Origin of the sequence: Streptomyces sp. NPDC088725 (assembly GCF_044751305.1) — a bacterium.
GTDB lineage: Bacteria > Actinomycetota > Actinomycetes > Streptomycetales > Streptomycetaceae > Streptomyces.
The window spans coordinates 193953-220849 of the sequence record NZ_JBIVLO010000003.1 but is presented as its reverse complement, the minus strand read 5'-3'; the positions used below and the strand labels follow the sequence as shown (position 1 = coordinate 220849).

General features: G+C 71.1%; 25 protein-coding genes and 1 pseudogene. 9 read left to right on the top strand and 17 right to left on the bottom strand.

What is annotated here, in order from left to right:
• Positions 1-59: 59 nt before the first annotated feature.
• The gene (locus ACIP6N_RS08010; protein ID WP_401813793.1) at positions 60-1358 is read right to left on the bottom strand and encodes an MFS transporter; all 1299 of its coding nucleotides are present in this window, start codon (positions 1356-1358) and stop codon (positions 60-62) included.
• Between the two features lie 62 nt (positions 1359-1420).
• Between ACIP6N_RS08010 and ACIP6N_RS08005 the strand changes: the two genes are divergently transcribed.
• The gene (locus tag ACIP6N_RS08005; RefSeq protein ID WP_401813791.1) at positions 1421-2395 is read left to right on the top strand and encodes a LysR family transcriptional regulator; all 975 of its coding nucleotides are present in this window, start codon (positions 1421-1423) and stop codon (positions 2393-2395) included.
• Positions 2396-2412: 17 nt separating this feature from the next.
• Here ACIP6N_RS08005 and ACIP6N_RS08000 read toward each other — a convergent pair whose 3' ends face one another.
• The gene (locus tag ACIP6N_RS08000; protein WP_401814400.1) at positions 2413-3156 is read right to left on the bottom strand and encodes an alpha/beta hydrolase; all 744 of its coding nucleotides are present in this window, start codon (positions 3154-3156) and stop codon (positions 2413-2415) included.
• A gap of 175 nt (positions 3157-3331) precedes the next feature.
• On the opposite strand from ACIP6N_RS08000, the gene ACIP6N_RS07995 reads away from it, so the two are divergent.
• Both ACIP6N_RS07995 and ACIP6N_RS07990 read left to right on the top strand, forming a co-directional pair.
• Positions 3332-4477, top strand: coding sequence for an adenosine deaminase (locus tag ACIP6N_RS07995; protein WP_401813790.1), 1146 nt, complete (start codon positions 3332-3334; stop codon positions 4475-4477).
• A 133-nt stretch (positions 4478-4610) separates the two neighbouring features.
• Positions 4611-4922: an ATP-binding protein gene (locus ACIP6N_RS07990; RefSeq protein ID WP_401813789.1), complete on the top strand. Its 312-nt coding sequence runs from the start codon at positions 4611-4613 to the stop codon at positions 4920-4922.
• An 85-nt stretch (positions 4923-5007) separates the two neighbouring features.
• On the opposite strand, the gene ACIP6N_RS07985 is transcribed toward ACIP6N_RS07990, so the two are convergent.
• From ACIP6N_RS07985 to afsQ1, 5 genes and pseudogenes are all read right to left on the bottom strand, one after another.
• Complete coding sequence (locus tag ACIP6N_RS07985; protein ID WP_401813788.1) at positions 5008-5211, bottom strand: PspC domain-containing protein; 204 nt, start codon at positions 5209-5211, stop codon at positions 5008-5010.
• Positions 5212-5543: 332 nt separating this feature from the next.
• Positions 5544-5931 (bottom strand): annotated as a pseudogene (locus ACIP6N_RS07980) (VanZ family protein); the annotation flags it as partial.
• A gap of 206 nt (positions 5932-6137) precedes the next feature.
• Complete coding sequence (locus tag ACIP6N_RS07975; RefSeq protein ID WP_401813787.1) at positions 6138-6815, bottom strand: hypothetical protein; 678 nt, start codon at positions 6813-6815, stop codon at positions 6138-6140.
• A complete protein-coding gene (locus tag ACIP6N_RS07970; protein WP_401813785.1) occupies positions 6812-8530 on the bottom strand; it encodes a sensor histidine kinase in 1719 nt (572 codons plus the stop codon). Before ACIP6N_RS07970 ends, ACIP6N_RS07975 begins: the two co-directional genes overlap by 4 nt.
• Positions 8527-9204: a two-component system response regulator AfsQ1 gene (gene afsQ1, locus ACIP6N_RS07965; RefSeq protein ID WP_401813784.1), complete on the bottom strand. Its 678-nt coding sequence runs from the start codon at positions 9202-9204 to the stop codon at positions 8527-8529. The genes ACIP6N_RS07970 and afsQ1 overlap by 4 nt, the downstream gene beginning before the upstream one ends.
• A 161-nt stretch (positions 9205-9365) precedes the next feature.
• On the opposite strand from afsQ1, the gene ACIP6N_RS07960 reads away from it, so the two are divergent.
• Positions 9366-10058: a SigE family RNA polymerase sigma factor gene (locus ACIP6N_RS07960; RefSeq protein ID WP_401813783.1), complete on the top strand. Its 693-nt coding sequence runs from the start codon at positions 9366-9368 to the stop codon at positions 10056-10058.
• A 179-nt stretch (positions 10059-10237) separates the two neighbouring features.
• Here ACIP6N_RS07960 and ACIP6N_RS07955 read toward each other — a convergent pair whose 3' ends face one another.
• Together ACIP6N_RS07955 and eno are read right to left on the bottom strand one after the other, a co-directional pair.
• The gene (locus ACIP6N_RS07955; RefSeq protein WP_401813782.1) at positions 10238-10981 is read right to left on the bottom strand and encodes a uridine kinase; all 744 of its coding nucleotides are present in this window, start codon (positions 10979-10981) and stop codon (positions 10238-10240) included.
• Positions 10982-11154: 173 nt separating this feature from the next.
• A complete protein-coding gene (gene eno, locus ACIP6N_RS07950; RefSeq protein ID WP_401813781.1) occupies positions 11155-12462 on the bottom strand; it encodes a phosphopyruvate hydratase in 1308 nt (435 codons plus the stop codon).
• 162 nt (positions 12463-12624) lie between these two features.
• On the opposite strand from eno, the gene ACIP6N_RS07945 reads away from it, so the two are divergent.
• Together ACIP6N_RS07945 and ACIP6N_RS07940 are read left to right on the top strand one after the other, a co-directional pair.
• The gene (locus ACIP6N_RS07945; protein WP_401813780.1) at positions 12625-13047 is read left to right on the top strand and encodes a MarR family winged helix-turn-helix transcriptional regulator; all 423 of its coding nucleotides are present in this window, start codon (positions 12625-12627) and stop codon (positions 13045-13047) included.
• Positions 13048-13426: 379 nt separating this feature from the next.
• Positions 13427-13831: a hypothetical protein gene (locus tag ACIP6N_RS07940; protein WP_401813779.1), complete on the top strand. Its 405-nt coding sequence runs from the start codon at positions 13427-13429 to the stop codon at positions 13829-13831.
• A 108-nt stretch (positions 13832-13939) separates the two neighbouring features.
• On the opposite strand, the gene ACIP6N_RS07935 is transcribed toward ACIP6N_RS07940, so the two are convergent.
• The 3 genes from ACIP6N_RS07935 to deoC are packed head-to-tail and all read right to left on the bottom strand — an operon-like array spanning position 13940 to position 17199.
• Positions 13940-14824: an aldehyde dehydrogenase family protein gene (locus ACIP6N_RS07935; protein ID WP_401813778.1), complete on the bottom strand. Its 885-nt coding sequence runs from the start codon at positions 14822-14824 to the stop codon at positions 13940-13942.
• The gene (locus ACIP6N_RS07930) at positions 14817-16247 is read right to left on the bottom strand and encodes an aldehyde dehydrogenase family protein (protein WP_401813776.1); all 1431 of its coding nucleotides are present in this window, start codon (positions 16245-16247) and stop codon (positions 14817-14819) included. Before ACIP6N_RS07930 ends, ACIP6N_RS07935 begins: the two co-directional genes overlap by 8 nt.
• 7 nt (positions 16248-16254) lie before the next feature.
• The gene (deoC, locus tag ACIP6N_RS07925; protein ID WP_401814398.1) at positions 16255-17199 is read right to left on the bottom strand and encodes a deoxyribose-phosphate aldolase; all 945 of its coding nucleotides are present in this window, start codon (positions 17197-17199) and stop codon (positions 16255-16257) included.
• A 145-nt stretch (positions 17200-17344) separates the two neighbouring features.
• Here deoC and ACIP6N_RS07920 point away from each other — a divergent pair, with 145 nt between their 5' ends.
• A complete protein-coding gene (locus tag ACIP6N_RS07920) occupies positions 17345-17977 on the top strand; it encodes a PH domain-containing protein (protein WP_401813774.1) in 633 nt (210 codons plus the stop codon).
• An 89-nt stretch (positions 17978-18066) separates the two neighbouring features.
• Here ACIP6N_RS07920 and ACIP6N_RS07915 read toward each other — a convergent pair whose 3' ends face one another.
• The 3 genes from ACIP6N_RS07915 to ACIP6N_RS07905 form a co-directional block, all read right to left on the bottom strand.
• On the bottom strand, positions 18067-19701 hold the full coding sequence (locus tag ACIP6N_RS07915; protein WP_401814397.1) for a phospho-sugar mutase: 1635 nt from the start codon (positions 19699-19701) through the stop codon (positions 18067-18069).
• Between the two features lie 216 nt (positions 19702-19917).
• A complete protein-coding gene (locus tag ACIP6N_RS07910; protein WP_401813772.1) occupies positions 19918-20748 on the bottom strand; it encodes a purine-nucleoside phosphorylase in 831 nt (276 codons plus the stop codon).
• Between the two features lie 167 nt (positions 20749-20915).
• Positions 20916-21353, bottom strand: a complete 438-nt coding sequence (locus ACIP6N_RS07905) for a gamma-glutamylcyclotransferase (RefSeq protein ID WP_401813770.1) — start codon at positions 21351-21353, stop codon at positions 20916-20918.
• Between the two features lie 260 nt (positions 21354-21613).
• Here ACIP6N_RS07905 and ACIP6N_RS07900 point away from each other — a divergent pair, with 260 nt between their 5' ends.
• Both ACIP6N_RS07900 and ACIP6N_RS07895 read left to right on the top strand, forming a co-directional pair.
• A complete protein-coding gene (locus ACIP6N_RS07900) occupies positions 21614-23053 on the top strand; it encodes an NAD(P)H-quinone dehydrogenase (RefSeq protein WP_401813769.1) in 1440 nt (479 codons plus the stop codon).
• A gap of 102 nt (positions 23054-23155) precedes the next feature.
• Positions 23156-24127 (top strand): DeoR/GlpR family DNA-binding transcription regulator, encoded by a 972-nt coding sequence (locus ACIP6N_RS07895; protein ID WP_401813768.1) that lies wholly within the window; start codon positions 23156-23158, stop codon positions 24125-24127.
• Positions 24128-24308: 181 nt separating this feature from the next.
• On the opposite strand, the gene ACIP6N_RS07890 is transcribed toward ACIP6N_RS07895, so the two are convergent.
• A complete protein-coding gene (locus ACIP6N_RS07890) occupies positions 24309-24905 on the bottom strand; it encodes a TetR/AcrR family transcriptional regulator (RefSeq protein ID WP_401813767.1) in 597 nt (198 codons plus the stop codon).
• 147 nt (positions 24906-25052) lie between these two features.
• Positions 25053-26807: an acetyl/propionyl/methylcrotonyl-CoA carboxylase subunit alpha gene (locus ACIP6N_RS07885; RefSeq protein WP_401813766.1), complete on the bottom strand. Its 1755-nt coding sequence runs from the start codon at positions 26805-26807 to the stop codon at positions 25053-25055.
• Positions 26808-26897: the final 90 nt, after the last annotated feature.

Here is a 26897-nt window from a genome sequence, read left to right as displayed (position 1 = left end):
ACTGACAATGGGGCCGGGCGCCCGGTCCGCCACGTCGGCCGACCGCGACTGCCGCGCGACTACCGGGCGGCGAGTGGCCGCCGCCCCCGTCGCTCGGCGCGCGCCGCGTGCGACCCGTACAGCGTGATCGACACGACGCCGAGGCCGGCGATCAGCCCCAGCAGGACCGTCGCTTCCCATCCTCCCGCGTGGAACGCGATGGCGCCCAGCGCGCCGCCCGCGCTGCTGCCCGCGTAGTACGCCGACTGGTAGAGCGCCGACGCCTGCGCGCGGCCGGTCCTGGCCGTACGGCTCACCGACGAGGACGCGACCGCGTGACCGGCGAAGAAGCCCGCCGTGATCAGGACCAGACCGAGCAGGACGAGGGCCAGTGTGTCCGACAGGGACAGCAGCAGGCCGGCCGTGGTCGTGCTCACCGCCAGATACAGCGCGCCGCGCCGGCCGAGCCGTGCGACGAGCCCGCCGGCCGCCGCGGAGGAGACCGTACCGACCAGATAGACCACGAAGACCGAGCCCACGACACCCTGCGGAAGGCTGAACGGCTCGGCCACCAGCCGGTACCCGATCACCGTGTACACCGCGCCGAACACCGTCATGAACAGCGCGCCGATCCCGTACAGGCGCAGCAGCAGCGGGTCGGACAGATGGCCCCTGACCGTCGTCGCCAGGCCCCGGAAACTCAGCGCCCCGGGCGTGAAGTTCCGCGCGGGCGGGAGCAGCGCGCGGAAGACCGCCGCGCACACCACCGCCAGCATTCCGACGGCCAGCAGTGCCGCGCGCCAGCCCCACAGCTGGGCGACCCAGCCGGTGAGGATACGGCCGCTCATGCCGCCGATGCTGTTGCCCGCGACGAACAGACCGATCGCGGTGACCAGCGCCTTCGGCTGCACCTCCTCGGCGAGGAACGCCATCGCCGACGCCGGGAGCCCGGCGAGCGCCGCGCCCTGCACGGCGCGCAGCGCCACCAGTATCTCCAGGTTCGGCGCGAACGGCACCACGAGACCGACCACCACGGCGATCAGCAGCGCGGACGTCATCAACGTACGCCGCCCGAACCGCTCGGACAGCGCGCTCAGCGGCAGCACGAAGAGGGCCAGTGCGCCCGTCGCCGCCGACACCGTCCAGCTGGCCTGGCTCGCCGTGACCCCGAGGCCGGTGGAGACGGCGGGCAGCAGGGCCTGGGTGGAGTAGAGGAGCGCGAAGGTCGCGACTCCGGCGGCGAAGAGCGCGAAGCTCATCCGGCGGTAACCGGGGCGGCCGGGGGAGAGGAGCGACGGGGAGGACATCGGGGACGGCGAAGGAGAGGGTGCGGCGGAGGCACCCGGAGTGGCGGGCGCCTCGGTACTGACGGAAGTCATACGACGAACGTAGGGACCCCGTTTTCATGCGTCCAATGCATGGAATGGCCATAATCGTTCCCATGGTGCATGAACAGAGGTCAGAGGATCGGCCGTCACGGAAAAGTGACGTAGACGACTTCCCGCTGGACCCCGAGTCCTGGCCGGCCGTCCTGGCCCCGCGCCTCGCGCACTTCGCCGGAGTGGCCCGTCACGAGCACGTGACACGGGCCGCGCTGGACATGGACGTCCCGCAGTCCACGCTGTCCCGCGCCATGGTCAGGCTCGAACAGGACCTGGGTGTCGCACTGTTCGCCCGCAAGGGCCGTACGGTCTCGCTCACTCCCGCCGGGCGTACGTTCCTCATCTCGGTCGAACGGGCCCTCGCCGAGGTGGAAAGGGCCGCCGAGTCCGTACGGGCGGACGCCGACCCGGCCTCGGGCAAGGTCGCGTTCGGCTTTCTGCACACCATGGGCTCGGAGACCGTACCGGCGCTGATCCGGGGCTTCCGCGCCGACCACCCGCGCGTCCGGTTCCAGCTCGTGCAGAACTACGGCGAGGCGATGCTCGAACGGCTGCGCGCGGGCGAACTCGACCTCTGCCTGACCTCGCCGGTGCCCGACGCGCCCGATCTCGTCGCCCGAAGGGTCGACGAGCAGCGGCTGCGGCTCGTCGTCCCCGACGACCACCGCCTCGCGGGCCGCAAACGGGTACGCCTCGCCGAGGCCGCCGACGAATCCTTCGTCACCCTCGAACCGGGCTACGGGCTGCGCCGCATCACCGACGACCTGTGTGCCCAGGCGGGCTTCAGGCCGCGTGTCGCCTTCGAGGGCGAGGAGGCGGAGACGCTTCGCGGCCTGGTCGCCGCGGGCCTGGGCGTCGCACTGCTGCCGCCACCGGCCGTGGCGCGTCCGGGAGTTGTCGAACTGACCGTCACCGCGCCGCGTGCCGTCCGCGAGATCGGCCTGGCCTGGCTGGACGGCCACCCCGACACCCCGCCGGTCGCGGCCTTCAAACGCTTCCTGCTGTCCCGCAGGGGCCAACTCCTGCCGGACTGAGGGGCTTTCGCGACCCATTACCGCAGCGACCGCCCGAAACCCGCGGCCAGCGGCATCCGCAGCCCCAGCGGCGGCGGCGCGGCCAGCGCGTCGGCGACCGGGCGCGAGTACGACCGGGGGAGCAGCGCGCCGAGGACGAAGTCCGTTGCCAGCGCGACTATTTCGCTGTGGTGCTGACGCAGCGCGTGACCGTCGGAGTGCACTTCGAAGCGGCAGGTGTCGCGGTTGATCTTCTTGGCGCGTTCGGCCAGCCGGTAGGAGAGTTCCGGATCGGTGCGCGCGTCATTGGTGCCGTGCGCGATCAGCACCTGGCGTCCGGTCAGCTGCTTCACCGGCTCGGGAGCGCGCGCGATGTCGTCCTCCGGCAGCCAGGGGGCCAGCGCGAGAACGGAGTTGACGGCGCTGTGCCCGGCCGCGCGCAGCGCCGCCCGGCCGCCCATCCCGTACCCGACGAGACACACCGGCACATCGCCGTAGCGCCTCCCGACCTCCTCCGCCGCCCATTCGGCGTCGGCGGCCGGCCGCGCTTCCGTGCCGTTCCAGCCCCGGCCCCGGTAGCGGACGATGTGGACGGCGAGCCCCTCCGGAGCCCCGGCTCTGGCCAGCGACCGCGCGAGGGGCCGCACGGCGAGGCCCGCGAGCCGCGAGGGGCCGCGACCGGACACCGGCCGGCCCGTGGGCAGTACGAGAACCACACCGCCGATCGCGGATCCGGCGGCCGGTGAGGCCACCGCCCGCCCCAACCCGGCCTTCGCCTCCATGCTTTCCCCGCGCGCCGCCCCGGCCCGGCCCGCCGCGCTGTCGCGCGGCCCGGGAACTGATTCCTGTCCCATGGTGGAACAGTCTCAGAAATACAGGTGTACCCGACCCATCCGCGCGATCACTGTTACGTATCGACACCGGACGATCTACGCGCGTAGGAGTTACAGTACGCAGATGACGAGCCAGACCTACCGTCCGCCCACCGCCGATCAGATCCGCCGCGCGCCCAAGGTCGTTCTCCACGACCATCTGGACGGCGGGCTGCGCCCGGGCACGATCATCGACATCGCCCGGGAGACAGGCTACGAAGGACTCCCCGAGCACGATTCGGACAAGCTCGGCGTCTGGTTCCGCGAGGCGGCGGACTCCGGTTCGCTGGAGCGCTACCTGGAGACGTTCGCGCACACCTGCGCCGTCATGCAGACCCGGGACGCGCTCTTCAGGGTCGCGGCGGAGTGCGCGGAGGACCTGGCACAGGACGGCGTCGTGTACGCCGAGGTGCGGTACGCCCCCGAACAGCACCTGGAGAAGGGGCTCACCCTCGAAGAGGTCGTCGAGGCCGTCAACGAGGGCTTCCGTGAAGGCGAGCGGCGGGCGCGCGAGAGCGGTCACCGTATCCGCGTCGGCGCGCTGCTCACCGCCATGCGGCATGCGGCGCGCTCGCTGGAGATCGCTGAACTCGCCAACAGGTATCGCGACTTGGGCGTTGTCGGATTCGACATCGCGGGCGCGGAGGCCGGCTTCCCGCCCACCCGCCACCTCGACGCCTTCGAATACCTCAAGCGCGAGAACAACCACTTCACCATTCACGCGGGCGAGGCGTTCGGGCTGCCGTCGATCTGGCAGGCGCTCCAGTGGTGCGGCGCCGACCGGCTCGGCCACGGCGTGCGGATCATCGACGACATCACGGTGGCCGAGGACGGCTCGGTCACGCTGGGCCCGCTCGCCGCGTACGTACGGGACAAGCGCATCCCGCTGGAGCTGTGCCCCAGCTCCAACCTCCAGACCGGTGCGGCCGCCTCGTACGGAGAGCACCCCATCGGGCTGCTGCGTAAACTGCATTTCCGGGCCACCGTGAATACGGATAACCGTTTGATGAGCGGTACGAGCATGAGCCGTGAATTCGAGCTGCTGGTCGACGCGTTCGGCTACTCGCTCGACGACATGGCCTGGTTCACAGTCAATGCTATGAAATCAGCATTCATTCCTTTCGATGAACGACTCGCCATGATCAATGATGTGATCAAGCCGGGGTATGCAGAGCTGAAGTCCGAATGGCTGTTCAAGCAGACGTCTGTGACCAGCGAAAGTCGCATCTGAATCAGTCCATCACATATATCGGAAAGCCGTGGGAAACGCCTCTTCCTTCGGCTTTCCGGTATTTGCGGAGAGGAGCCTGGATGGCTAACTTGCGGAGTCGCCCCATTTCCCTCTCTCCAAGGACGAAACTCAAATGACGTATTCCGCAGCCAGGACTCTCGGCGTCGCCGTCCTCGGTGCCGTCTTCGCCGCCGCCGCGGCGGGCAGTGCTTCCGCCGCAGCAGGACCGCTCCCCGTCCCGGTCAAGGGTGACGCGCTCGGCACCCTCACGCAGGCTGTCCCGCTCAACGGGGTCACCTCCCAGGTCCCCGGATCCCCCGAGGCGCTGACCGCGACCGGCAACTCTCTCGGCGGCGTCGGCCAGGTCGCCCCCATCGCCCTCTCGGCGCTCCAGACCGCCAACCCGGTGGGAAGCCTGCTCGGCGGCCTCGCGCTCAACCGCTGAACCACGTACTACGCCGTCGCAGGCGCCCGCGGGGCCCGGCGCGGGCCCAGCGGGGCGGTGGGCTGTCGGGCGGCCGGGCAGTGGGCTACCAGGCGGTGGGCGCCGCGCGCTTCTCGCTGGGCAGCAGGACCCACAGGGCCAGATAGATCAGGAACTGCGGGCCGGGCAGCAGGCACGAGACAACGAAGATCACGCGCATCGTGCCGGCCGAGGTGCCGAAGCGCTGGGCCAGCGCGGCGCACACGCCGCCGATCATGCGTCCTTCGGTCGGACGGACCAGTGCGGCCATGACGGGCTCCTTTGTGAGACGTGAGGAGAAAGCCTCTCCTTGTGCTTTCCCCTGTATTCATGGTGCCCTCGGAGCTGGGGACAAAGCATCGCTCTACGGGGCGATACCGACCCTGGGAATCGTCGGGGTCGCCCCCTGAGGGACGCCCTCCCAGGGGCAGGGTTCGTCCCACGGACAGGTTTCGCGGGCTCTGTCCGCGTGAGGACGGCCCCTGTCCGGATGGAGCCGGCCCGTATGCCCGTGGGACGTATCCCCGTGGGACCGTCCCGTGTCCGCGTGCGCGCGCCCCTTGTCCGGGTGAGGCGCCCGGCGCGGGGCGTGGGAAGCGCGCCTGCGGCGCATCCTGGCGCGGCCCGCCGGGACTACCACCAGATGCGCCAGCGCCACCCCGCCCGTGTTCAGCAGCAGCGAATCCACATCCACCACCTGCCCCGGCACACCGGTCTGCAACAGCTCGATCCCCAGCGAGATCAGACCGCCCGCCGCGACGGTACGGGCCAGCGACAACCAGGGTGAGACGGCGAGCCGCCCGCCCGCCATCGGCAGCAGCACCCCGAGCGGCGCCAGCAACAGCAGCCCTTCGCCGATCCTGCGCACGGCGCCCACCGCGCCCAGCGCCAGATCGGCTCTGATGCCCGCCAGCGGCCGAAGATTGGCCGCCGTCACCCACAAGACGTCCAGTGGGCGCAGCGTCAGCCAGGCGACCAGCAGCAGATGCATGACGAGGAGGACGATTCCAGCCACGCGGAAACGGATGACGGCACTGCCGCCCGGACCTTGACCCACGCCATCCAGGACGCGGCGGGCCGCCGGTACGGTTCCGGTTTCCGCGAGGAAGAGGCCGATGAGACAGGCGTCACGGCCCGGCGCCGGGCTGTCACCGGAGCGCGCCGCCCCGGCGCCAGAACGGCAGGTGAGGCCCGGCCCTACGACGGCGTCGGCAGCGGCCCGAGCGTGGGCACCCCGGCGTCGGGACGGCTCTTGGCCGCCTCGTCGCACGTGTAGCCGCGCGGCGGATAGCCCTCGGGGCCGCCCAGGAGGACCTTTCCGCCTGTGCCACCGTTCTCCGCGACCGTACAGACAATCTGCGCCAGCGCCTCCGTCGGCAGATCCTCCGGCTGCCGGCTGAGCCGCAGAGTGCCCTCCGGGTCGTCCTGGTCCGGCCCCGAGACGAGCAGCGGCCCTCGCACGCGCGTGGTGAAGCCGGCCGCGCGCTCGTCGGGCGACGGCTGCGCCACCAACTCGTCGATGAGCGCCTGCGCGAGCTGCCACCGGTCCGGGGTCTTCTGCTCGGGAATCGGCGCCGCGCGCTCCACCGACCGCAGCTCGGACGCGCACAGCAGATAGACGCGGACCGGCCTGCCCGTGGGCGGCTGCGCGCCGGCCTTCTCCGGGACATCGCACGCCACCCGTGAGGGCGCGGGCCCGGCGTCCACCGGCACTGACGTGGTCCTGATCCCGCACCCGGCGGCGCAGACGGCCAGCGCGAGCACCGCGGCCGGCCGGAGCCCGTTCCGCAGCTGTGCGAGGAGGCGCGTACGGCGGTCCGTGCGGAAGCCCGTGTGTGAGCCCGTACGGAAGCCCGTGCGGCTGTGGCGTGTCACCGTGCGTCGCCTCCCTCGTCCGGCTCGCCCGGTGCTCCGAAACCCTCGTCGCGACCATCCTCCCGGTCCGGGTCGCCGTCCGGGACCGCGGGCGTGGAACCGTCGCGCGGCAGCCGCAGGACGAACACGGCCCCGCCGTCCGGTACGTTCGCCGCCGTGATGTCACCGCCGTGAATGTGCGCGTTCTCCCTCGCGATCGACAGGCCGAGACCGCTGCCGTCGGAACGCGGCCGTGACGCGCTCGCCTTGTAGAAACGGTCGAAGACATGCGGCAGGACGTCCTCGGGGATGCCGGGGCCGTGGTCCCGTACCTCGATCACCAGCGCGTCGCCCACCGTCGTGACGGACACTCCCACCGGCGAGCCGCCGTGCTTCAGCGCGTTGCCGATCAGATTCGCGAGGATGACGTCGAGCCTGCGCGGGTCGAGCCGCGCCATGATGCCGCGCTCCGCGTCGAGTTCCACCGCGTCCAGCCAGGCACGCGCGTCGATGCAGGCCGTGACCTGGTCGGCGACATCGACATCGTCCAGCACGAGCCTGGCGGTACCGGCGTCGAAGCGGGTGACCTCCATCAGGTTCTCCACCAGCACGTTGAGCCTGCGCGTCTCGCTCACCACCAGGGTCACGGCCGGCGCGATCATCGGGTCGAGGCTCTCCGTCTCGTCCTCAAGGATCTCCGTGACGGCCGTGAGCGCGGTCAGCGGTGTGCGCAGCTCGTGCGACATGTCGGCGACGAAGCGGCGGCTCGACTCCTCACGCGCGCTCATCTCCGCGACCCGCGTTTCGAGCGATTCCGCGGCCCGGTTGAACGTCCTTGAAAGATCGGCCAGTTCATCCGTACCCGTCACCCGGAGCCGGGTGTCGAGCCGGCCCTCGCCCAGCAGCCGCGCCGCCTCGCCGAGGCGCCGTACCGGCTTGAGCACGGTTGTCGCGGCGGCCTGCGCGAGCAGCGCGGAGCCCATGAGCGCGAGCGCCGTGGCGATACTCAGCGACCAGGCCAGCGAGTTGAGGTCCGCACGCTCCTGGTCGAGGGACTTGAACAGATACCCGGTGGTACGACCGCCGTTGATCACCCGCGTACCGCCCACCAGATACGGCTTGCCCGCACGCTCGACGCGCTGCCAGAACAGGTGGTACGGAAACTTGTTCCCCGAGGCCACCGGCTGCCGGTCGTTCACCGCGTTCTGGAGCGAGGGCGGTACGTCACCCAGCGTGAAGGTGTCGGGGTCGGAGGCGCCGGTGACCGGCCTGCCCTTGGCGTGCTCACCGATCAGCAGCACGCTGTAACCGGGAGTCTCGCCCGCCATCAGCTCGGCGGTGACCTGGAGATCGCTCTGGCTCGGCCGCAGCGGCAACTGTGCGGCGCGGTTCTGCATCTCCTGCCGGAAACCGTCCAGAGTCGCGTCCTGCGTCCTGGTCAGCACGGCCTCGCGGTTGAGCCAGTACGCGATCCCCGACGCGGAGACCGCGGCGGTCAGCGCGACGACCCCGAAGACGACAACGAGCCGCAGCCGCAGGCTTGTCCAGCGCATCCCGGCCAGAGCCGTGCCCTTCTTCGCGGCGCTCTCTCCCGCTTTCCTCCCGGCGCCTTTCCCGGGGCCGTGACCCGGGTCACCGTCCGTGCCGTGGTCCCTGGAGTGTTCCGTGCCGTGGTGCTCCGTGCCGTGCTCCGCGGGCCCGCCGCCGGGACCGTCCGCAGCGGGTACGCCGGTCACGAAGGCGCGTCCAGCCGGTAGCCCACTCCGCGCACCGTACGGATCAGGGTCGGCGAGGACGGTACGTCCTCCACCTTCGCCCGCAGGCGCTGCACGCACGCGTCGACGAGGCGGGAGTCGCCCAGGTAGTCGTGTTCCCAGACCAGCCGGAGCAGTTGCTGCCGTGACAGCGCCTGGCCCGGCCGCCGGCTCAGCTCCAGCAGCAGCCGCAGCTCGGTCGGTGTGAGCTGAAGATCCTCACCGTTCTTGGTGACCGTCATCGCGGAGCGGTCGATCACCAGACTGCCGAACGTCGCCGAGTCGGTGGACTCCCGCTCACCGCGCCGCAGCACCGCCCGGATCCTGGCGTCAAGCACCCGCCCCTGTACGGGTTTCACCACGTAGTCGTCCGCACCGGACTCCAGGCCGACCACCACGTCGATGTCATCGCTGCGCGCGGTCAGCAGGATGATCGGCAACTGGTCGGTACGCCTGATGCGCCGGCACACCTCGAAACCGTCGATTCCGGGCAGCATCACATCCAGAACGATCAGATCCGGCCGCTGCTCTCGCAACAGATTCAGGCCGTCCTCTCCCGTCGCCGCAGTGGCCACACGGTGGCCCTGGCGGGAAAGCGAGAGCTCAAGGGCCGTGCGGATGGCGTCGTCGTCCTCGATCAGCAGCAGGAAAGGCACAGGGGTCATTCTGACCCATGAGGGGACCGGAGATCGACAGTTGGGGTGCCGCGATCCCCTGTGACAGCCCTGTGACAGTCGGCGGACAGCGTGATGAAACTGCCCGTGCAGGATTCTCGGCAGACGGCAAGAAGCACACTCCAACCGACGGGGGGCGCGGGATGAACGCACCGCACGGCACACCAACGAGCGCAGTTGTCACGCGTCTGCACGACGTCACGCGGAGCAACGAGAAGTCCGGCGCCGTGAACGGGCGGGGGTGCGTTCGCGGCGCCGGGCGCCAGCAGCGGCCGCCGTACATGGCGGTGGTGGAGGAGAGCGCTCCGGGCGACGCGGACACGGCGTTCACCGCCTACGTCCAGGAGCGCAGGGCCTCGCTGTACGCGACGGCCTACCACCTGACCGGCGACCGGTTCGAGGCCGAGGACCTGCTCCAGAGCGCGCTGTTCTCGACGTACCGCGCATGGGACAGGATCAGTGACAAGGCCGCGGTCGGGGGCTACCTGCGGCGCACGATGACCAATCTGCACATCAGCGCCTGGCGCAGGCGCAAGCTCAACGAGTACCCGACGGAAGAGCTGCCGGAGACGGTGGGCGACACCGACGCGATGCGCGGTACGGAGCTGCGCGCGGTGCTCTGGCAGGCGCTGGCACGCCTTCCCGAGCTGCAGCGGACGATGCTCGTCCTGCGCTACTACGAGGGCCGCACCGATCCCGAGATCGCGGACATCCTCGACATCAGTGTCGGCACGGTGAAGTCGAGCATCTGGCGGTCACTCCGCCGGCTGCGCGAGGACGAGGTCCTCAGCTTCGGCCGTGACGAGGAAGAGTCCTTCGGCGAGCTGGTGGCCTGAAGGCTGCGGGGGAACGGGGGCCGCTGCCGTCTCGGGGGATACGGCGGCGGGGACCACGGGGGCGCGGGGGACCCCCGGGGAAAAGGGGGATCACGGGGGGATACGGGGGATCGCGGGGGGGAAGAAGCGCGACCGGACACGCCAGAGCCATACGGCGCTGTCCGGTCGCGCTTCTTTGTTCAGTGACCGCTCGTGGCGGGTGCGGGCGCGACCGGGGTGTCGCGCACGTGCGCCGCGCGACGGCCGGCCGCCGCGGCCGCGATACGGCCCAGCGCCTCGTCGCGGTCGCACGCATACGCGCCCAGCGCCGACTGCCGCGCGACGATCGAACGCTCGGAACGCATCAGCCGCCACCCGCGCCGCAGCAGGAACGGGACCGACTTCCGCCCCTCACGCAGATCGCGTACGAGCCGCCGCCGGAAGGTCGTGGAGGGGCGCCCGCGCAGACAGATCGCGTCGGCCAGCACGTCCAGCTCCTTGCACCGCGCGACGATGTCGGCGGCGAAGATGCCCTCCGCTATGAACAAGGGGGTGTGCCCGACGCTCAATACCTCCCTGTCCACCCGGGAACTGGTGGCGATGGAGTACACGGGAACGGTCGTACGTCCCGTACGGCACAGCTCCACGATCGCCGCGACGGCGGCGTCCGCGTCCCAGGAGAGCGCCGAGTCCCAGTCGATGTCCGTACTGTCCGCCACCAGCGGCAGCGTGGGGTCGTGGCCCTCTTTGTAGAAGTCGTCGAGGTGCAGCACGGGCAGGTCGGTGCGGGCGGCGAGAGACGACTTGCCGGAGCCGGAGGGGCCGGCGAGAAGCACGACCCGGGCCGTGTGGAATTGAGGGCTCACGGGACACCAGTGTGCGGCATGCGTCCGCGCGGGTGACGGGCGGGGACCGTTCAGCGGGCCGCGGCGAGCCCCCTCCATCCCACCGGCCGGGCCGATCGGCCCGGGAAGGCACAGGTCACACGGGGGTGAACAGCCCGAGAAGATTCGCCTCCCCGACGCGCGAGCGTGCCCCGATCGTGATCGGGACACGCGTGCCTCCGGCCGGCCGTCCACGACCGGCCGGCCGCTGTTCACGCCCGGCTGCCCGTTGTTCACGCGCGGCGCAGTGCGGAGCGGCCCGCGAAGCGCGCCGAGTCGCCCAGCTCCTCCTCGATCCGGATCAGTTGGTTGTACTTCGCCGTGCGGTCGGAGCGGGAGAGCGAGCCGGTCTTGATCTGACCGCAGCCGGTCGCCACCGCCAGGTCCGCGATGGTGGTGTCCTCCGTCTCGCCCGAGCGGTGCGACATGACGGCCGTCCAGCCCGCCTGGTGGGCCGTGGTCACCGCGGCCAGCGCCTCGGTCAGGGTCCCGATCTGATTGACCTTGACCAGGACCGAGTTGCCGACGCCGGTGCGGATGCCTTCGCGCAGCAGTGTCTCGTTGGTGCAGAACACGTCGTCGCCGGTGAGCTGACAGCGGTCGCCGACGCGGGCGGTCAGCTCGCGCCAGCCGTCCAGGTCGTTCTCCGCCATCGGGTCCTCGATGGAGACGACCGGGTAGGCGTCGATGAGCCCGGCCAGGTAGTCGGCGTGCTCGGACGGGGTGCGCCGCACCCCCTCGCCCGCGTAGTCGTACTTCCCGTCGCGGAAGAACTCCGACGACGCCGGGTCCATGACCAGGCCGATGTCCGTGCCCGGGCGGTAGCCGGTGCGTTCGATGGCGGCCATCACGAAGTCGAGCGCCTCCTCGGCGGTACGCAGCGCGGGCGCGAAGCCGCCTTCGTCGCCGACGCCCGTGGAGTGCCCGGCGGTCAGCAGGTCGCGGCGCAGGGTGTGGAAGACCTCACTGCCCATGCGGACGGCTTCGGCGAAAGTGTCCGCGCCCACGGGCGCGATCATGAACTCCTGGAAATCCAGCGGATTGTCGGCGTGGGCGCCGCCGTTGACGATGTTCATCATCGGCAGCGGCAGGAGGTGGGCGCCGGCGCCGCCGAGGTAGCGGTAGAGGGGCCGGCGGTGGGCCGCCGCGGCGGCCTTGGCGGCGGCCAGGGAGACGCCGAGGATCGCGTTGGCGCCGAGCCGGGACTTCGTGGTGGTGCCGTCGAGGGCGACCAGCGCGGCGTCGAGACCCGCCTGGTCTGCCGCGTCCCGGCCGCGCACGGACGCCGCGATCTCCCCGTTGACGTGGGACACCGCGCGGTCGACGCCCTTGCCGTGCCAGCGCGCGGAGTCTCCGTCGCGCAGTTCCACGGCCTCCCGGGCGCCGGTGGAGGCGCCGGAGGGGACGGCCGCGCGCCCCAGGGACCCGTCCGCGAGGACGACGTCGACCTCGACCGTGGGGTTGCCCCGGCTGTCGATGATCCGGCGGGCGGTGACGGTCTCGACGGAAGCGTTGACGGTTCCGACTGCCTCTGTGGACATGGGAGTTCCTTCCCTTTGCCGTGTGCCGTGGCCCCGGTTGCGACAGTGCTGGCGCTGAGCCCGACAAGGCAAACCATACAGCAATGCTGTTCAGTTTTGCTGTACAGTATTGCTGTGCAAGTCGGCTGTGCAGCTTTGCTGACCAACGGGGTAAAGTGCCCTATGCCCACCTCGGAAGCCGCCGTCATCGCCGCCGAACTGCGCACCGCGATAGGCAAGCTCACCCGGCGTGTCAAGCACGAGGACCACATCCCGCTCAGCCAGGTCGCCGTGCTCGGCGCACTTGACCGCGACGGCGCCATGACCACCAGCGACCTCGCCGCCGATCAGCGCGTGCGCCCCCAGTCGATGGCCCGTGCGGTGGGGCTGCTCATGGAGCAGAACCTGATCACGCGCCGCGCGCACCCCGTGGACGGCCGTAAGTCGCTGGTCGAGCTGTCGGACGCGGGCCGGGCCGCGCTCGAAGCGGAGCGGGGTCGCAGGGCCGGCTGGCTCGCGCAGGCCATTGAGGCCGAACTCACGGATGAGGAGCAGGCGGTGCTGGCTCGGAGCGCCGCCCTGCTGGAGCGTCTCGCCATGCGTTAGGTCCTGTCCGGCGGATCTTCGTGGATCGGCCCGGGTGTCTGGTGCGGTGCATCGCAAGGCGAAGGGGCGTTCTCGTACTGGCGTACTTGGATGACTCCGGCGACAGGGAGAGGTGTCGTGCCGGGCGTTCCGGGCCTGCGAAGATCCGCCGGACCGGGTTTGGGCGTCCAGGAGTTCCGGTGCCGGGGGTGTCCGGTTGAAGGAGTCCACCTGGCGCCGCGTTGGTCTCTGTCTCCCCATTCGGCCGTTGGCGGCCTGGTCGGTTGACGTGAATTGTCGGTCCCGCTCAACTACTCTGCGTGTCACCTTGATTACGTAAAGCTTCGGGCCGCGTTGGGGCACCCCGGCGGGACCCGACACAGCAGACAGGAATCCCCCCATGGCACGTCACGCAGCCCCCACCCCTCCGCGCCGCGCTCTGCTGCGGGCAGGACTGACCGTCACGGCGGCGGGTGCGGTTCTCGGTCTGGCCGGTACGGCGGCCCAGGCGGCGCCTGCCTCGCCGCTGGCCGTGTCGGACATCGACTCCCCGCTGCCCGGAGCGGGCACGGCGGCGGTCAACGGCCTCACAGGCGCGGTCGGCTACTCACTCGACCCGATCACCAAGCTCAAGCTCAACCCGCTGGCGCACACGGGCGTCGATCCGCTGGACAACGCGGTGGGCACCCAGGTCGCGGACTTCAAGCCGGTGTCCACGGCATCGCTGACCGCCCCGCTGACCGACGGTGCGGCGCTCAGTGACCTGCCGGTGGTCGGCGGGGTGACGAAACTGGTGACGGGGTGACCGGGTGACGGGACCGCCCGGCCGGGATCGGCGAAGGCCCCACTTCCGCCGGACGGGTGAAAGTGGGGCCGTGCGCCTGGCAGGGCTGTCAGGACCGTCGGGGCGGCATCAGTAGGCCGAGCCCGAGGCTCCCAGGTTGCCCGTGGGGTGCCAGACCGTCTTGGTCTCCAGGAAGGCCGTCAGCCGGTGTGTGCCGGGGGCGGCCTGCCAGTCCGTGGCGTGGGGGCGCAGGACCCGCTTCAGGTTGTCCGCCGCCGCCACCTCCAGTTCCTTCGCCAGGACCTCGTCCGCGCCGGTCAGGTCGATGCCGTTGACGTCCTGGTGCGCGGCGAGCGAGGGCGCGATCTCCGCGGCCTTGCCGGTGAGGACGTTCACCACGCCGCCCGGCAGGTCGGAGGTGGCCAGCACCTCGCCCAGCGAGAGCGCGGGCAGCGGGGACTTCCCGCTCGCGATGACGACCGCCGTGTTACCCGTGGCGATCACCGGCGCCACGACGGAGACGAGGCCCAGGAACGACGAGTCCTGCGGGGCCAGCACCGCCACCACGCCGGTCGGTTCGGGCGTCGAGAGGTTGAAGTACGGGCCCGCCACCGGGTTCGCGCCGCCCGCGATCTGGGCGATCTTGTCCGTCCAGCCCGCGTACCAGACCCAGCGGTCGACCGCCGCGTCCACGATCGCCGCGGCCTTGGACTTGGAAAGCCCCTCGGCCTCCGCGACCTCGCGCGTGAACTGGTCCCTGCGACCCTCCAGCATCTCCGCGACGCGGTAGAGCACTTGGCCCCGGTTGTACGCGGTCGCGCCCGCCCAGCCGCCGAACGCCTTGCGCGCCGCGACGACCGCGTCACGCGCGTCCTTGCGGGACGACAGCGGAGCGTTGGCCAGCCAACCGCCCTTGGAGTCCGTCACTTCGTACACCCGGCCGCTCTCGCTGCGGGGGAACTTGCCCCCGACGTACAGCTTGTAGGTCTTGAAGACGCTCAGCCGATCAGACATCTAGGTACGCCTCCAGGCCGTGGCGACCGCCCTCGCGGCCGTAACCCGACTCCTTGTAACCGCCGAAGGGCGAGGTCGGGTCGAACTTGTTGAACGTATTGGCCCAGACGACACCCGCCCGGAGCTTGTTCGCGACCGCGAGGATGCGCGAACCCTTCTCCGTCCAGATGCCCGCCGACAGGCCGTACTGGGTGTTGTTGGCCTTCGCGACCGCCTCGTCCGGCGTACGGAACGACAGCACGGACAGCACCGGGCCGAAGATCTCGTCCCGCGCGATCGTGTGCGCCTGCGTGACGTTCGTGAAGAGCGTCGGTGCGAACCAGTAGCCGGACGACGGCAGTTCGCACTCCGGCGACCAGCGCTCCGCGCCCTCCGCCTCGCCCGTGTCCGACAGCGCCTTGATACGGGCCAGTTGCTCGGCCGAGTTGATCGCGCCGAGGTCGGTGTTCTTGTCCAGCGGGTCGCCGACGCGCAGCGTGGAGAGCCGGCGCTTCAGCGCGTCGATCAACTCCTCCTGGATCGACTCCTGTACGAGCAGCCGGGAACCGGCGCAGCAGACCTGGCCCTGGTTGAAGAAGATGCCGGTGACGATGCCCTCGACCGCCTGGTCGACGGGGGCGTCGTCGAAGACGAGGTTGGCGCCCTTGCCGCCCAGTTCGAGCGTGACCTTCTTGTCCGTGCCGGCGATCTGCCGCGCGATCGCCTTGCCGACCGCCGTGGAGCCGGTGAACGCGACCTTGTTGACGTCCGGGTGGCCGACCAGCGCCTCACCGGTGCTGCCGTCGCCCGTGACGATGTTCACGACGCCCCTGGGCAGCCCCGCCTGGCGGCAGACGTCCGCGAAGAAGAGGGCCGACAGCGGGGTCGTCTCGGCGGGCTTCAGCACCACCGTGTTGCCGGTGGCCAGCGCGGGAGCGATCTTCCACGCGAGCATCAGCAGCGGGAAGTTCCACGGGATGATCTGGCCGGCCACACCGAGCGGGCGCGGATCCGTCCCGTACCCGGCGTGCTCCAGCTTGTCGGCCCAGCCCGCGTAGTAGAAGAAGTGCGCGGCGACCATCGGAAGGTCGAAGTCGCGCGTCTCCTTGATCGGCTTGCCGTTGTCCAGCGTCTCCAGGACGGCCATCTCGCGCGAGCGCTCCTGGATGATCCGCGCGATACGGAACAGGTACTTGGCGCGCTCGGCGCCGGGCAGCGCCGACCACTTCTCGAACGCCTTGCGCGCGGCCTTCACCGCGCGGTCCACGTCCGCCGCGCCGCCCTGCGCGACCTCGGAAAGCACCTCTTCCGTGGACGGGGAAACGGACTTGAAGACCTTGCCGTCCGCGGCTTCGGCGAACTCGCCGTCGATGAACAGGCCGTAGCTCGGCGCGATGTCGACGACGGAGCGGGACTCCGGTGCGGGTGCGTACTCGAATGCCATCTCTGCCTCAGTCCACCGTGACGTAATCGGGGCCGGAATACCGGCCGGTGGCCAGCTTCTGACGCTGCATCAGCAGGTCGTTCAGCAGGCTGGAAGCGCCGAAGCGGAACCAATGGCTGTCCAGCCAGTCCTCGCCCACGGTCTCATTGACCAGCACCAGGAACTTGACCGCGTCCTTGCTGGTACGGATGCCGCCCGCGGGCTTCACACCGATCTGCACGCCGGTTTGCGCGCGGAAGTCGCGCACCGCCTCCAGCATCAGCAGGGTGTTCGCCGGGGTGGCGTTGACGCCCACCTTGCCGGTGGAGGTCTTGATGAAGTCCGCGCCCGCGATCATGCCGAGCCAGGAGGCACGGCGGATGTTGTCGTAGGTGGACAACTCGCCGGTCTCGAAGATGACCTTGAGCCGGGCGGAGCCCGCCGCTTCCTTCACGGCGCGGATCTCGTCGTACACCTTCAGGTAGCGGCCCGCGAGGAACGCGCCGCGGTCGATGACCATGTCGATCTCGTCCGCGCCCGCGGCGACGGCGTCACGGACATCCGTGAGCTTCACCTCCAGGGAGGCGCGTCCCGCCGGGAACGCGGTCGCGACGGACGCGACCTTCACCCCGGAACCCGCGAGCGCGGACGCGGCGTACTGCGCCATGTCCCCGTACACGCAGACCGCGGCGGTGGCGGGCGTGGTCCTGTCGGTCGGGTCCGGGCGCAGCGCCTTGGCGGCGAGCGCGCGGACCTTGCCGGGGGTGTCGGCGCCTTCGAGGGTCGTCAGGTCGATCATCGAGATGGCGAGATCGATGGCGTACGCCTTGGCCGTGGTCTTGATCGAGCGCGTACCGAGCGACGCGGCGCGTGCCTCCAGGCCGACGGCGTCTACGCCGGGGAGCCCGTGGAGGTAGCGGCGCAGTGTGCTGTCGGACGCTGTCACGTCAGCGAATGCGGGTGCGATGGGCATGGTCACCAGGGGAGCATATCTACGCGCGTAGCGGTATGTACAGATCCGTGGCGCCGCTCCCGGCCCCACGGGCGGGGACAGCGAGCAGGACGGCCGGTGATGTGCGCCACACGGGCCCGGCGTCGGCATGCGGCAGAATCGTCGTATGACCAGTTCCGATCAGTCCACCGAGCCGACCTATGCCGACCGGGTCTTCCGGTCGTCCCCGGGTATCGCCGGCGGTGCGCTCCTGCTCGCCCTCGCACTCTGGCTCGGGGTCGACGCGCTGATCTCTGGGGCCGGCAGCGCCCCCTGGCTGGCGCTCGCCGGGCTGCTGCTCGTCGTGCCGCTCATCGTCGCCTTCACCCTGCGTCCGGCCGTCTTCGCGAGCGCGGACCGGGTGCGGATCAGGAACCCGTTCCGCACGATCACGCTGCCCTGGGGGTCCGTGGAATCCGTACGGGCCGGTTACTCGACCGAAGTGCTCACCGGGAGCGGCAAGCGGTTCCAGATGTGGGCCGTCCCGGTCTCCCTGCGTCAGCGCAAGCGTGCTTCCCGCCGGCAGGCGAGGGATTCGATGGACGACCCGAGCGGCAGGACCTCGGTGCACGCCGACGTCACCGACAGGGCGCGTCTTGCCACGGCCGACCGGACCGTAGGTGACCTGCGCGAACTGCTTGAGCAGTCCGCGATCCGGCCGACCGCGAAGGGGGAGCCGCAGGTGCGCTGGGCGTACGAGATCGTCGGCCCCGGCCTGGCCGGTCTCGTCCTGCTGATCGTGCTGCTGGCCATCGGCTGAGCGGGAATCCCTCCGCCTCGGCCGACGCGGGTGGCGGTGCCGGGCGGCGGTGCCGGGTCTGCCGGCCCCGCCGCCTCGGAGCACCGCCCTCAGAGCCCCGCCGCCGCGCCCAGCTCGCGCTTCATCGCGTCCAGCAGCTCCGCACCCGTCGCCCGCGCCGCCGCCAGCTCAGTGGCGTCCGCCACCGGGATGACGACCTCCAGGTAGCACTTCAGCTTCGGCTCTGTCCCGCTCGGACGCACGATCACCCGCGCCCGGTAGTCACCCTCCAGGTGATACCGCAGCCCGTCCGTGGGCGGCAGCGCGGCCGAGCCGCGCGACAGGTCCTCGGCCGAGACCACGCGCAGCCCGGCCAGGGACACCGGCGGCCGCTCCCGCAGCGTGCGCATCGCGTCCGCGATCAGCGACAGGTCCTTGACCCGCACCGAGAGCTGACCCGTGGCGTGCAGGCCGTGCGCGACCGCGAGATCGTCCAGGAGGCCGGAGAGCGTACGGCCTTCGGCCCTCAGCCCGGACGCCAGCTCGGCCACGAGCAGCGCCGCCGTGATGCCGTCCTTGTCGCGTACGCCGTCGGGGTCGACGCAGTAGCCGAGCGCTTCCTCGTATCCGTACCGCAGTCCCTCGACGCGGGCGATCCACTTGAAGCCGGTCAGCGTCTCCTCGTACCCGAGACCCGCCGCTTCCGCGATCCGGCCGAGCAGTGAGGACGAGACGATCGACTCGGCGAGGACACCGGTCGCGCCCTTGCCCACCAGGTGCGCGGCGAGCAGGGCGCCCACCTCGTCGCCGCTGAGCATGCGCCAGCCGCCGTCGACGGCGGGATCGGGGACGGCCACCGCGCACCGGTCCGCGTCCGGGTCGTTGGCGATGATCAGATCGGGCCCGACGCGCCGGGCCGTGGCGAAGGCCAGGTCCATCGCGCCGGGCTCCTCCGGGTTGGGGAACGCGACGGTCGGGAACGCCGGGTCCGGCTCGGCCTGCTCCGCGACGGGGACCGGCGCGGGAAAGCCCGCGCGGGCGAACGCGGCGAGGACGGTCTCCGTACCGACGCCGTGCAGCGCCGTGTGGACGACGCGCGCGGTCCGTGGCGAGCCGGGCGTCAGCGCCGCGTCCGTACGCTCCAGATACGCCGCGAGGACCTCGTCCCCCAGCGTCTGCCAGCCGTCGTCGGGACGCGGTACGGAGGCCAGCGGCCCGACCGCGGCGATGGCCGCGGCGATCCCGCTGTCCGCGGGCGGCACGATCTGGGAGCCGTCGCCGAGATAGACCTTGTAGCCGTTGTCCCGGGGCGGGTTGTGGCTGGCGGTGACCTCGACGCCCGCGACCGCGCCGAGATGCCGTATCGCGAAGGCCAGCACGGGCGTCGGCAGCGGACGCGGGAGGACGGCGGCGCGCAGCCCGGCGCCGGTCATCACGGCCGCGGTGTCCCGGGCGAAGTCCGCCGACTTGTAGCGCGCGTCGTAACCGATGACGACGAGGCCCGAGCCCTGTCCCTGAGCCCTGAGGTACGCGGCGAGCCCGGCGGCGGCCCTGATGACCACCGCGCGGTTCATCCGCATGGGTCCTGCGCCCAGCTCCCCGCGCAGCCCGGCGGTGCCGAACTGGAGCGTGCCCGCGAACCGTTCGGCCAGGGCGTCGAGATCACCGGCGTCGATGAGCGCGCCCAGTTCCGCGCGGGTGTCGCTGTCCGGGTCCTCGGCCAGCCACGCCTTCGCGCGGGTCATGATGTCCTCTTGTGAGCTGTGCACGCTCTGCACGCCTCCTCGCGCCCGAACGGGCGCCTCTGCTCTGCCGGATCGTCTGCCGGACTGCTCTGCGGGACTGCTCCGGGACCGGTCTGCCGGATCGCGACCGCCGGATCGCCGCTGGATCCCGGATCGCCGCTGGACCGCCGCCCCGGGTAACGCTGCCCCCGGGTAACGCTGCCCCGGGAACGGTGCTCAGATGCGCTGAAGCACCTTCGCGAGCAGCGCGCCCATCTGGGCCGCCGAGTCGCGTCCCGCCTGAAGGACCTCCTCGTGGTTGAGGGGTTCGCCCGACAGGCCCGCGGCCAGGTTGGTGACCAGCGAGATGCCGAGCACCTCGGCGCCCGCCTCGCGCGCGGCGATCGCTTCGAGGACCGTGGACATCCCGACCAGGTCGCCGCCGAGGACGCGGACCATGTTGATCTCCGCCGGGGTCTCGTAGTGCGGCCCGGGGAACTGCACGTACACGCCCTCTTCGAGGGCGGGGTCGATCTCCTTGCACAGCGCGCGCAGGCGCGGCGAGTACACGTCCGTCAGATCCACGAAGTTCGCCCCGACGATCGGCGAGACCGCGGTCAGGTTGAGGTGGTCGCTGATCAGCACCGGCTGCCCCGGGCGCATGCCCTCGCGCAGTCCGCCGCAGCCGTTGGTCAGCACGACGGTCTCGCAGCCCGCCGCGACGGCCGTACGGACGCCGTGCGCGACGGAGGCCACACCGCGGCCCTCGTAGTAGTGCGTACGGCCGAGGAAGACCAGCACGCGCTTGTCGCCGATCTTGTACGAGCGGATGCTGCCGCCGTGGCCGCGTACGGCCGGCGCCGGGAAGCCGGGCAGCTCCGTGACCGGGAACTCCGCCTCGGGGGTGCCGAGCGCCTCGACGGCCGGGGCCCATCCCGAGCCCATCACCAGGGCGACGTCATGGGTCTCGGTGCCGGTCAGCTCGCGCAGGCGCGCGGCTGCCGCGGCGGCGGTGGCGTGGGGGTCGGCGGGTCCGTCGGCGTTGGCCGGGATAACAGATGCGTTCACGCGGATGAGCGTAACCGCTCGCGCCCTACGCGCGTAGATGTTCTCCACAGGGCCGTCAGGATCGTTGTGTTGTCGTTTCTTGCGAAAAGCCCGGTCGCGTCCCGCGAGAAGCCCCTCGCGCCTCGCGAAAAGCCCGGCGCGGGTCCGCCGGGCCCGCCGCGCCCCGCTCAGCAGGGGCGCTTGCGCAGCTCCATCACGTAGTCGTGCGGCGCGCCCGCGGACTCCGCCGCGTCGGCCAGTTCGCCCAGGTAACGGGCGGAGGGCAGCCCGCCCTCGTAGCCGTTGAGCACGTACAGCCACGCCGGCTCCTCGCCGTCCAGCGTGTCGACCCGCACCCGCATGCGCCGGTAGATGTCGAGGCCGACACCCTCCCAGCGGTCCATGGAGTCCTCATCCATGGGGGCGATGTCGTAGAGCGCGATGAAGATCTGGGAACGCGGCGCCTCCACGATCGTGGCCAGCGCTCCCTCCCAGCCCATCTGCTCCCCACCGAAGGTGAGCCGCCAGCCGTTGAGCCAGCCGGTGCCCCGCAGCGGGGAGTGCGGGGCGCGGCGGGACATCAGCCGCGCGTCGAGGTTGCCGGCGTACGCGGCGTAGAGCGACATGTGTCGAGGGTACGGGAGGTACGGGCGTGACGGCCGATGCCCCGGTCCGACGCCTGGAACGGGTGCCTTTGGGGCTTGTCGTACCGGCGCGCCGTCTCAAGATCCGGTCGCCCCGGGATCCCGGACGGAGGCCCCGGGGCGAAACGACTTGGCGCGTGCGGGACAATGGGGTACGTACTGCATCTCCCCCGGGGGCACCCCCGGAACCCCGGACGGGGTGACAGCCGGGCCGGGTCAATTTATGCGAGGCGGACTTTTTCGTGACCCGGATCGTGATCATCGGCGGCGGCCCCGGCGGCTATGAGGCGGCTCTGGTGGGGGCCCAGCTCGGCGCGGAAGTGACCGTGGTCGACACCGACGGACTCGGGGGCGCCTCGGTGCTCACCGACTGCGTGCCGTCGAAGACCCTCATCGCGACGGCCGAGGTGATGACCTCCTTCGACTCCTCCTACGAGGAGCTGGGCATCATCGTCGCGGACGACACCCCGCCCCTCGAACAGGTGGCGCAGGTCGTCGGCGTCGACCTGGGCAAGGTGAACCGCCGGGTGAAGCGCCTCGCGCTCGCCCAGTCCCACGACATCACGGCCTCCGTCACCCGGGCCGGCGGGCGCGTCCTGCGCGGCCGCGGCCGCCTCGACGGACGTCAGGCGCTCGACGGCTCGCGCCAGGTGATCGTGACCGCGGCCGACGGCACCGAGCAGTCACTGACCGCCGACGCCGTACTGATCGCCACGGGCGCGCACCCGCGCGAGATCCCGGACGCGCAGCCGGACGGCGAGCGCATCCTCAACTGGACGCAGGTCTACGACCTCGACGAACTGCCCGCGGAACTGATCGTGGTCGGCTCCGGTGTCACGGGCGCCGAGTTCGCCGGCGCCTACCAGGCGCTGGGCTCGCACGTCACCCTCGTGTCGTCCCGTGACCGCGTGCTGCCCGGCGAGGACCCGGACGCCGCCGCCGTCCTGGAGGACGTGTTCCGGCGGCGCGGCATGAACGTGATGTCACGTTCGCGCGCCGAGTCCGCGAAGCGGGTGGGCGACCGCGTCGAGGTGACCCTCTCCGACGGCCGCGTGATCTCCGGCACACACTGCCTGATGGCGGTCGGCGCGATCCCGAACACCGAGAACATGGGCCTGGAGGAGGCCGGCGTCCTGGTCAAGGAGTCCGGCCACATCAAGACCGACCGCGTCTCCCGCACCTCGGCGCCCGGCGTCTACGCGGCGGGCGACGTCACCGGCGTCTTCGCCCTCGCCTCGGTCGCGGCCATGCAGGGCCGTATCGCGATGTACCACTTCCTGGGCGACGCGGTGGCCCCGCTCAACCTCAAGACGGTCTCCTCGAACGTCTTCACCGACCCGGAGATCGCCACCGTCGGCTTCAGTCAGTCGGACGTCGACAGCGGCAAGATCGACGCCCTCGGCGTCAAGCTGCCGCTGCTCCGTAACCCCCGCGCCAAGATGCAGGGCATCAGGGACGGCTTCGTCAAGATCTTCGCCCGTCCCGGTACCGGCATCGTGGTCGGCGGAGTGGTCGTCGCGCCGCGCGCGAGCGAGCTGATCCATCCGATCTCGATCGCGGTCGACAACAACCTGACGGTGGAACAGATCGCCAACGCCTTCACCGTGTACCCGTCCCTCTCGGGCTCGATCGCCGAGGTGGCGCGGCAGTTGCACAACCGGAAGACGGCCGACGAGAGCTGAGAACGGTCGCCTATACCACGCGGAACGCTCTTCCGAGTGCAACTTCTCCAATTCGGCGCAATCTGCTGAAAGCAGGCGGACAACGGGGTTACTGTCAGTTTCGTGTTCGCTGCAGAACGTCGTCAATTGATCCTCGAAATGGTGCGCGCCAACGGGGCCGTGTCGCTCCGTGAGCTCGCCCGCGTCGTCCAGACCTCCGAAGTGACCGTCCGGCGGGACGTGCGGGCGCTGGAGGCAGAAGGACTCCTCGACCGCCGGCACGGCGGTGCGGTACTGCCGGGCGGATTCACGCGAGAATCCGGCTTTCCGCAAAAGTCCCATCTCGCAACGGCGGAGAAGACGGCCATCGCCGACCTCGCCGCGAGTCTCGTCGAAGAGGGCGAGGCCGTGGTGGTCGGCGCCGGTACGACCACGCAGGAGCTGGCCCGCCGGCTCGCGCGTATCCCCGGTCTGACGGTCGTCACCAACTCCCTGCTGGTCGCCCAGGCGCTGGCGCACGCCAACCGCGTCGAAGTCGTCATGACGGGCGGCACGCTGCGCGGTTCGAACTACGCGCTGGTCGGCAGCGGTGCCGAGCAGTCCCTCCAGGGGCTGCGGGTCAGCCGCGCCTTCCTGTCCGGGAGCGGTCTGACCGCCGAGCGCGGTCTGTCCACGTCCAACATGCTCTCGGCGAGCGTGGACCGGGCGCTGGTCCAGTCCGCGGCGGAAGTGGTGGTGCTGGCCGACCACACGAAGCTCGGCGCCGACACGATGTTCCAGACGGTGCCGACGGACATGATCAGCCGCCTGGTCACCACCGAACCACCGGCGCAGGACGAGCGCGCGGCGACCGAGCTGCAAGCGCTCGCGGACCAGGGCGTGCAGATCGCGGTCGCGGGCGGCGCGGCCGGCGCCCAGGCGGGCGGCGACGCGCCACCACCGGGCCGTCCACCACGCCGTGACGTCCCGCTCCCGGCGCAGCGCCGCACCCGCGGCACGGGCGTCGCGGGCCCGCAGCTGCGGAGCGCGGCGGCGCCGCTGCCGGACCAGCAGCAGAGCGACCGGGCGAGGGTCGCGGACCTGCGCCGACGGTGACGGCGGGCGACCGGTCGCTCAGGCGGCGCGGGTGGCGGTGCCGGGGCCCCGCCCCGACACGCGCCCGTACTCAGGATGGCCGCTGTTCCGTCGCACGGTGAACCGCCGGCCGACGAACGGCCGGTTGAAGCGCCGGACGACGAACCGCCGCACGGTGAACCGCCGGACGGCGATCTCGTCGTCACACAGGACCGCGCGCCGTCCTGAGGCCCGTCAGCATCAGCGTCAGCAGACGGGTGCCCAACTCGGTCTCTTCCGGAGCCTGTTCCGCCGCCAGCGCGATCGCGTTCGTCAGCCGCATCACGTCGTCGATGGACACGTCCGCCCGTACGGAACCGTCCCGCTGCGCCCGTACGAGCAGCCGCTCGCCCGCGTCCCGCAGCGGCACGCCGCACTTCGAGAGCGCCGAACTCTCGTCCTGCGCAGCCGACATGAGCGCCCGGGACAACCCTCGGTATTCACCCGCATGAGTGATTATTTCGCCCAGCCACGCCATCAGTGCGGCGCAGGGCTCCTCGGCCTCCGCGCTGACGCGCGCGTGCTCGGTCAACTCGGTCAGGGCGTCCTGGAACACCGCGCTGATCAGCGTGTGCCGGTCCGGGAAGTGCCGGTACAGCGTGCCGATCCCGACGCCCGCGCGGCGGGCGATGTCCTCCAGCGAGGCGTCCGTGCCGTGCTCGGCGAAGCTGCCGCGGGCCTCGGTGAGCAGCCGCTCGTAATTGCGGCGCGCGTCTGCGCGCATGGGCCGCGGCGGCGTCTGCGCCGTACTCCTCGCCATCGCGCGGTCCTCTCTGTCGCCCGGCCGTGCCTTCGCTCCAAGGATGCTTCCACGCACGCTTCCAAGGATGCTACGGGGACGACCGAGGCCCCGCCCGGTGTCGGATGTGCCGACAGTGTCCGGACGGGGCCTCGACGTACAGCGGTGTCAGTCCTTGATCTCGCAGATCGCGGCGCCGGACGAGACCGACGCGCCGATCTCCGCCGCGAGGCCCTTGACGGTGCCCGAGCGGTGCGCGTTCAGGGGCTGTTCCATCTTCATGGCCTCGAGGACGACGATGAGTTCGCCTTCCTTGACCTCCTGGCCCTCCTCGACCGCGACCTTGACGATCGTGCCCTGCATCGGGGACGCGAGGGTGTCGCCGGTGGCCGCGGACGCCGACTTCTTGGCGGCGCGGCGCTTGGGCTTGGCGCCGGCGGCCAGGCCGGTACGGGCCAGGCTCATGCCCAGGCTCACGGGCAGCGACACTTCGAGGCGCTTGCCGCCGACCTCGACCACGATGGTCTCGCGGCCGGCTTCGGTGTCCGCGTCCGCGTCGAGGCCCGGTGCGAAGGGCTTGATCTCGTTGACGAACTCGGTCTCGATCCAGCGCGTGTGGACCGTGAACGGGTCGCTGGTGAACGCCGGGTCGGTGACGACCGCACGGTGAAACGGGATGGCCGTGGCCATGCCCTCCACCTGGAACTCCGCCAGCGCGCGGGAGGCCCGCTGGAGAGCCTGCTCGCGGGTGGCGCCCGTGACGATCAGCTTGGCGAGCAGGGAGTCCCACGCCGGGCCGATGACCGAGCCGCTCTCGACGCCCGCGTCCAGCCGGACGCCGGGGCCGGTGGGCGGCGCGAAGGCGGTGACCGTACCGGGAGCGGGCAGGAAGCCCCGGCCCGGGTCCTCGCCGTTGATCCGGAACTCGAAGGAGTGCCCGCGCACGGCCGGGTCGTCGTAGCCCAGCGCCTCGCCGTCGGCGACGCGGAACATCTCGCGCACCAGGTCGATGCCGGTGACCTCTTCGGAGACCGGGTGCTCCACCTGGAGGCGGGTGTTGACCTCGAGGAAGGAGATCGTGCCGTCGGTGCCGACGAGGAATTCGACGGTACCGGCGCCGACGTAACCGGCTTCCTTGAGGATCGCCTTCGACGCCGCGTACAGCTCGTCGTTCTGGGCCTGCGTCAGGAACGGCGCGGGCGCCTCCTCGACCAGCTTCTGGTGACGGCGCTGGAGCGAGCAGTCACGGGTGGAGACGACCACCACGTTGCCGTGGGTGTCGGCCAGGCACTGGGTCTCCACGTGCCGCGGCTTGTCCAGGTAACGCTCGACGAAGCACTCGCCGCGCCCGAAGGCCGCGACGGCCTCGCGGACGGCCGAGTCGTACAGCTCGGGGATCTCCTCGAGCGTGCGGGCGACCTTCAGTCCGCGGCCGCCACCGCCGAACGCGGCCTTGATCGCGATCGGCAGTCCGTGCTGCTCGGCGAACGTCACGACCTCGTCGGATCCGGAGACCGGGTCGGGCGTACCGGCGACGAGCGGCGCACCGGCGCGCTGCGCGATGTGCCGGGCGGCGACCTTGTCGCCGAGGTCACGGATCGCCTGCGGCGGCGGTCCGATCCAGGTGAGTCCCGCGTCCAGTACGGCCTGGGCGAACTCCGCGTTCTCCGACAGGAATCCGTAGCCGGGATGGACCGCGTCCGCTCCGGAATCCTTCGCGGCAAGCAGCACCTTGGCCATGTCCAGGTAACTGGTGGCCGGGGTCTCACCGCCCAGAGCGAACGCTTCGTCGGCGGCACGGACATGCAGGGCGTCCCGGTCCGGGTCGGCGTAGACGGCTACGCTCTTGATCCCGGCATCCCGGCAGGCACGGGCAACGCGGACAGCGATTTCGCCACGGTTGGCGATGAGCACCTTGCGCACGATGGCTCCCTCCTATGAACAAGCTGATTTTAGGGACAGCCGACACGGGCTTTCGACCCGTCCCGAGTAGTGTGCTTGCCCACACGGAGT

Bases quoted from the DNA above. Each gene is read 5' to 3' on its own strand.
- ACIP6N_RS07955 (WP_401813782.1), bottom strand. From the start codon at position 10,981: ATGGAGGGGGCTCGCCGCGGCCCGCTGAACGGTCCCCGCCCGTCACCC.
- ACIP6N_RS07940 (WP_401813779.1), top strand. From the start codon at position 13,427: ATGGCACGTCACGCAGCCCCCACCCCTCCGCGCCGCGCTCTGCTGCGG.
- ACIP6N_RS08005 (WP_401813791.1), top strand. From the start codon at position 1,421: ATGGTGCATGAACAGAGGTCAGAGGATCGGCCGTCACGGAAAAGTGAC.
- ACIP6N_RS07995 (WP_401813790.1), top strand. From the start codon at position 3,332: ATGACGAGCCAGACCTACCGTCCGCCCACCGCCGATCAGATCCGCCGC.
- ACIP6N_RS07920 (WP_401813774.1), top strand. From the start codon at position 17,345: ATGACCAGTTCCGATCAGTCCACCGAGCCGACCTATGCCGACCGGGTC.
- ACIP6N_RS07935 (WP_401813778.1), bottom strand. From the start codon at position 14,824: ATGTCTGATCGGCTGAGCGTCTTCAAGACCTACAAGCTGTACGTCGGG.
- deoC (WP_401814398.1), bottom strand. From the start codon at position 17,199: ATGCCCATCGCACCCGCATTCGCTGACGTGACAGCGTCCGACAGCACA.
- ACIP6N_RS07930 (WP_401813776.1), bottom strand. From the start codon at position 16,247: ATGGCATTCGAGTACGCACCCGCACCGGAGTCCCGCTCCGTCGTCGAC.
- ACIP6N_RS07890 (WP_401813767.1), bottom strand. From the start codon at position 24,905: ATGGCGAGGAGTACGGCGCAGACGCCGCCGCGGCCCATGCGCGCAGAC.
- ACIP6N_RS07960 (WP_401813783.1), top strand. From the start codon at position 9,366: ATGAACGCACCGCACGGCACACCAACGAGCGCAGTTGTCACGCGTCTG.
- ACIP6N_RS08010 (WP_401813793.1), bottom strand. From the start codon at position 1,358: ATGACTTCCGTCAGTACCGAGGCGCCCGCCACTCCGGGTGCCTCCGCC.
- ACIP6N_RS07990 (WP_401813789.1), top strand. From the start codon at position 4,611: ATGACGTATTCCGCAGCCAGGACTCTCGGCGTCGCCGTCCTCGGTGCC.
- ACIP6N_RS07945 (WP_401813780.1), top strand. From the start codon at position 12,625: ATGCCCACCTCGGAAGCCGCCGTCATCGCCGCCGAACTGCGCACCGCG.
- ACIP6N_RS07905 (WP_401813770.1), bottom strand. From the start codon at position 21,353: ATGTCGCTCTACGCCGCGTACGCCGGCAACCTCGACGCGCGGCTGATG.
- ACIP6N_RS08000 (WP_401814400.1), bottom strand. From the start codon at position 3,156: ATGGAGGCGAAGGCCGGGTTGGGGCGGGCGGTGGCCTCACCGGCCGCC.
- eno (WP_401813781.1), bottom strand. From the start codon at position 12,462: ATGTCCACAGAGGCAGTCGGAACCGTCAACGCTTCCGTCGAGACCGTC.
- ACIP6N_RS07985 (WP_401813788.1), bottom strand. From the start codon at position 5,211: ATGGCCGCACTGGTCCGTCCGACCGAAGGACGCATGATCGGCGGCGTG.
- ACIP6N_RS07915 (WP_401814397.1), bottom strand. From the start codon at position 19,701: ATGACCCGCGCGAAGGCGTGGCTGGCCGAGGACCCGGACAGCGACACC.